The organism is Cellulomonas hominis (assembly GCF_005239125.1).
In the GTDB taxonomy this organism is placed as follows: Bacteria; Actinomycetota; Actinomycetes; order Actinomycetales; family Cellulomonadaceae; genus Cellulomonas; species Cellulomonas hominis_A.
Genome location: NZ_SZYE01000265.1, coordinates 1 through 4224 on the forward strand (window position 1 = coordinate 1; position 4224 = coordinate 4224).

Consider the following 4224-nt stretch of genomic DNA (forward strand, 5'->3'; position numbering starts at 1 on the left):
CGGACGTGCGCGCGCTGCGCGACGCGGCCCGCGCCGCGGCCGACGCCGCCGGCGCCGCGCTGCGCTGACGGCCCCACGGGGCTCCGCGGCCCCCCGGATCCGTTGCCCGGAGCGACGGGTCCGGGGAGGTTTCGCGGCGACACGCTGCCGGGACGTGCCGGTTCGCCCTTCCCGTGCCATCCTCGGGAGATGGGCCCTCGGTCCCGGGGCGACGTCGCCCCGGACCCCCGCGGGGACCACGCATGATCCATGTCCCTGCCTCCCGACAGTGATGAGAAGGTGACTCACGTGGCACTTCCGACTCTCACCCCCGAGCAGCGCGCAGCGGCGCTCGAGAAGGCCGCCGCCGCCCGCCAGGCCCGCGCGGAGGTCAAGAACCGGCTGAAGTACTCGCAGGGCTCGCTGTCCGAGGTGATCGCCCAGGGCCAGAAGGACGAGACCATCGGCAAGCTCAAGGTGCTCGCCCTGCTCGAGTCCCTCCCGGGAGTGGGTAAGGTCAAGGCACGCCAGATCATCTCCGAGATCGGCATCTCGGAGACCCGCCGCGTGCGTGGCCTCGGCCCGCACCAGGTGAAGGCGCTGATCGACCGGTTCGGGTGACCGGTCGGCCCCACCGACGCCGGCCCGCGGGGCCGCACAACTCCAGGAGCACCAGAGCAGCATGACGACGCCGCGCGCCCGGTTGACCGTCCTCGCCGGACCCACGGCCGTCGGCAAGGGCACCGTGTCCGCCGACCTGCGGGCGCGGTACCCGCAGGTCTGGCTCTCCGTCTCGGCCACGACCCGGCCCCCGCGGCCGGGCGAGGTCGACGGCCTGCACTACCACTTCGTGTCGCCCGAGGAGTTCGACCGGATGGTCGCCGACGGCGAGCTGCTCGAGTGGGCGGTGGTGCACGGCCGGAACCGCTACGGCACCCCCCGGCGGCCCGTCGAGGAGCGGCTGGCCGCCGGGGAGCCCGCGCTGCTGGAGATCGACCTGCAGGGCGCGCGCCAGGTCCGGACGACGATGCCCGAGGCCCAGTTCGTGTTCCTCGCCCCGCCCTCGATGGAGGAGCTGGTGCGCCGGCTCGTCGGCCGCGGGACGGAGGACGCCGAGGAGCGCGCGCGCCGCCTCGCGACCGCCGAGGTCGAGATGGCGGCCGAGCCGGAGTTCGACCACGTGGTGGTCAACGACGACGTCCGGCGCGCCACGGACGAGCTGGTCGCGCTGATGGGCCTGCCCGCGGCTGTAGACTGACCGGCAGTCCCCACCCCCTTCGACTACGGGAGCCACCGTGTCCGGAACCGTCGCCGAGCCCATCGGCATCACCGACCCGCCGATCGACCGCCTCCTCGAGCGTGCCGACTCCAAGTACGCGCTGGTCATCTACTCGGCCAAGCGCGCGCGCCAGATCAACGCCTACTACTCGCAGCTCAACGAGGGCCTGCTCGAGTACGTCGGCCCGCTGGTGGAGACCCGCCCGCAGGAGAAGCCGCTGTCCATCGCGATGCGCGAGATCGACGCGGGCCTCCTGACGGTCGCCCCGAACGAGGCCTGAGCCTCCCGCGCTGACGTGCGCATCGTCCTCGGCGTCGCCGGCGGCATCGCCGCGTACAAGGCCGCCCACGTCCTGAGGTCGTTCACCGAGGCCGGGCACGACGTCCGCGTCGTGCCCACCCGGGCGGCCCTGGAGTTCGTCGGGCGCGCCACCTGGGAGGCCCTGTCCGGGCACCCGGTGACGTCCGAGGTGTTCGACGACGTGCCCGAGGTCGCCCACGTGCGCCTCGGGCGCCAGGCCGACCTGGTCGTCGTGGCGCCCGCCACCGCGGACCTGCTGGCCCGCGCGGCCTCGGGGCGCGCCGACGACCTGCTCGCGGCCACCCTGCTCACCGCGACGTGCCCGGTGCTGATGGCCCCGGCCATGCACACCGAGATGTGGCAGCACCCCGCCACGCGGGCGAACGTCGCGACCCTGCGCGAGCGGGGCGTGCACGTGCTGGACCCCGACTCGGGCCGGCTGACCGGCGCCGACAGCGGCCCGGGCCGGCTCCCCGAGCCCGACGCGATCGCCGCGGCCGCCCTCGCGCTGGTCGACCCCGAGGGCAAGCCCCGGCCGCAGGACCTCGCCGGGCGGACCGTGGTCGTCTCGGCCGGCGGCACCCGCGAGCCGCTCGACCCGGTGCGGTTCCTCGGCAACCGGTCGTCGGGCAAGCAGGGCGTCGCCCTGGCCCGCACCGCGCAGGCCCGGGGCGCGCGCGTCACGCTGGTCGCCGCGAACCTCACCGTGCGGCCGCCGGCCGGCGTGCGCGTCGTCGAGGTCGAGACCACCGCCGAGCTGCAGGACGCCGTGCGCGCCGCCGCGGCCGACGCCGACGTGGTCGTGATGGCCGCGGCCGTGGCCGACTTCCGGCCGGCCACGGGCTCCGCGCACAAGATCAAGAAGCAGCCCGACGGCTCGGTCCCGCCGCTCGCGCTGGTGCAGAACCCCGACGTGCTCGCCGGCCTGGTCGCGGACCCGCCGCGCGCGGACGGCCGCCAGGTCGTCGTGGGGTTCGCCGCCGAGACGGGCGACGACACGGGCGGCGTGCTCGACCACGGCCGCGCCAAGGCGCGGCGCAAGGGCGCGGACCTGCTCGCGGTGAACGCCGTCGGCGGGGGCCGGGGGTTCGGGTCGGAGCAGAACGCCCTGACGATCCTCGACCGCGACGGCGAGGTGGTCGCCACGGCCGAGGGCAGCAAGGACGCGGTGTCCGACGGGCTGTGGGACGCCGTGGTCCGCGTGCTGCCCGCCTGACACGCAGGTCCCGCGGGTCCGGCTAGCCTGTGCGCATGACGACGCCCGCCGACATGCGCCTCTTCACGTCCGAGTCCGTCACCGAGGGGCACCCGGACAAGGTGTGCGACCAGATCTCCGACGCGATCCTCGACGCGATCCTGGAGCAGGACCCCACGGCGCGGGTGGCGGTCGAGACGATGGTCACCACCGGCCTCGTGCACGTCGCGGGCGAGGTGACCACGACGGCCTACGTCGAGATCCCGCAGATCATCCGCCAGGTCGTCCGCGGGATCGGCTACACCTCCTCCGACATCGGCTTCGACGGCGACTCCTGCGGCGTCTCCGTGTCGATCGGCCAGCAGTCGCCGGACATCGCGCAGGGCGTCGACAAGGCGTGGGAGTCCCGGCAGGACGCGTCCGACCACGACCCGCTCGACCTGCAGGGCGCCGGCGACCAGGGCCTGATGTTCGGCTACGCCTCCGACGACACCGAGAGCCTGCTCCCGCTGCCGATCTGGCTGTCCCACCGCCTCGCCGAGCGCCTCGCCCTCGTCCGCAAGGAGGGCGTGGTCCCGGACCTGCGCCCCGACGGCAAGACCCAGGTCACGGTCGCGTACGACGGCGACCGCGCCGTGAAGCTCGACACCGTGGTGCTGTCCACCCAGCACGGGCCGGGCGTCCACCTCGAGACCGAGCTCGCCCCGGCGATCGCCGAGCACGTCGTCGCGCCGGTCCTCGCGGACGCGGGCCTGGACCTCGACGTGAGCGACTACCGGCTGCTGGTCAACCCGACCGGCCAGTTCGTCGTGGGCGGCCCCCAGGGCGACGCCGGCCTGACCGGCCGCAAGATCATCGTCGACACCTACGGCGGCATGGCCCGGCACGGCGGCGGCGCCTTCTCGGGCAAGGACCCGTCGAAGGTCGACCGCTCCGCCGCGTACGCCATGCGCTGGGTCGCCAAGAACGTCGTCGCCGCGGGCCTGGCCCGCCGGTGCGAGGTGCAGGTCGCCTACGCGATCGGCAAGGCGCACCCGGTCGGCCTGTACGTGGAGACGTTCGGCACGGGGACGGTGCCCGACGAGCGCCTGACCGCGGCGATCCGCGAGGTGTTCGACCTGCGTCCCGCCGCGATCATCCGGGACCTCGACCTGCTGCGGCCGATCTACCGGAAGACCGCCGCGTACGGCCACTTCGGCCGGGCGCTGCCCGAGTTCACCTGGGAGCGCACCGACCGCGTGGACGCGCTGCGCTCCGCCCTGTCCTGAGCGACCGGGTGGCGGACGGGCCCGCGGCGGCGGGCGCCCCCGGTGTCCCCGAGCAGCCGACGCTGCTCGGGCTCGACGGTCCGGTCGAGGACGTACCCGTCGACGTCCTGCGCGCCGAACCGCACCTTCACCCGGGTGCCGGGCGCCGCGGCCTGCGCGAGCGTCGCCGGCACCAGGTACTCGAACGGCCGGTCGAGGTGCGC

The 4224-nt window shown here is 74.9% G+C and carries 5 protein-coding genes and 1 pseudogene; 5 read left to right on the top strand and 1 reads right to left on the bottom strand.

All coding sequences use genetic code 11. The annotated features are described in order from the left end of the window. Positions 1-288: 288 nt before the first annotated feature. From mihF to metK, 5 genes are all read left to right on the top strand, one after another. Entirely contained in the window at positions 289-600 is a 312-nt protein-coding gene (gene mihF, locus FA014_RS18500) for an integration host factor, actinobacterial type (RefSeq protein WP_147793609.1), read from the top strand. Between the two features lie 61 nt (positions 601-661). Continuing rightward, the gene (gmk, locus tag FA014_RS18505) at positions 662-1237 is read left to right on the top strand and encodes a guanylate kinase (protein ID WP_154731088.1); all 576 of its coding nucleotides are present in this window, start codon (positions 662-664) and stop codon (positions 1235-1237) included. Between the two features lie 37 nt (positions 1238-1274). Continuing rightward, on the top strand, positions 1275-1538 hold the full coding sequence (rpoZ, locus tag FA014_RS18510) for a DNA-directed RNA polymerase subunit omega (protein ID WP_147793607.1): 264 nt from the start codon (positions 1275-1277) through the stop codon (positions 1536-1538). Between the two features lie 15 nt (positions 1539-1553). Continuing rightward, positions 1554-2774: a bifunctional phosphopantothenoylcysteine decarboxylase/phosphopantothenate--cysteine ligase CoaBC gene (gene coaBC / locus FA014_RS18515; RefSeq protein WP_154731089.1), complete on the top strand. Its 1221-nt coding sequence runs from the start codon at positions 1554-1556 to the stop codon at positions 2772-2774. A gap of 35 nt (positions 2775-2809) precedes the next feature. Next, complete coding sequence (metK, locus tag FA014_RS18520) at positions 2810-4021, top strand: methionine adenosyltransferase (RefSeq protein WP_230323394.1); 1212 nt, start codon at positions 2810-2812, stop codon at positions 4019-4021. Here metK and FA014_RS21085 read toward each other — a convergent pair. Beyond that, positions 3919-4224, bottom strand: a pseudogene (locus FA014_RS21085) (hypothetical protein); the annotation flags it as partial. The gene metK and the pseudogene FA014_RS21085 overlap by 103 nt on opposite strands.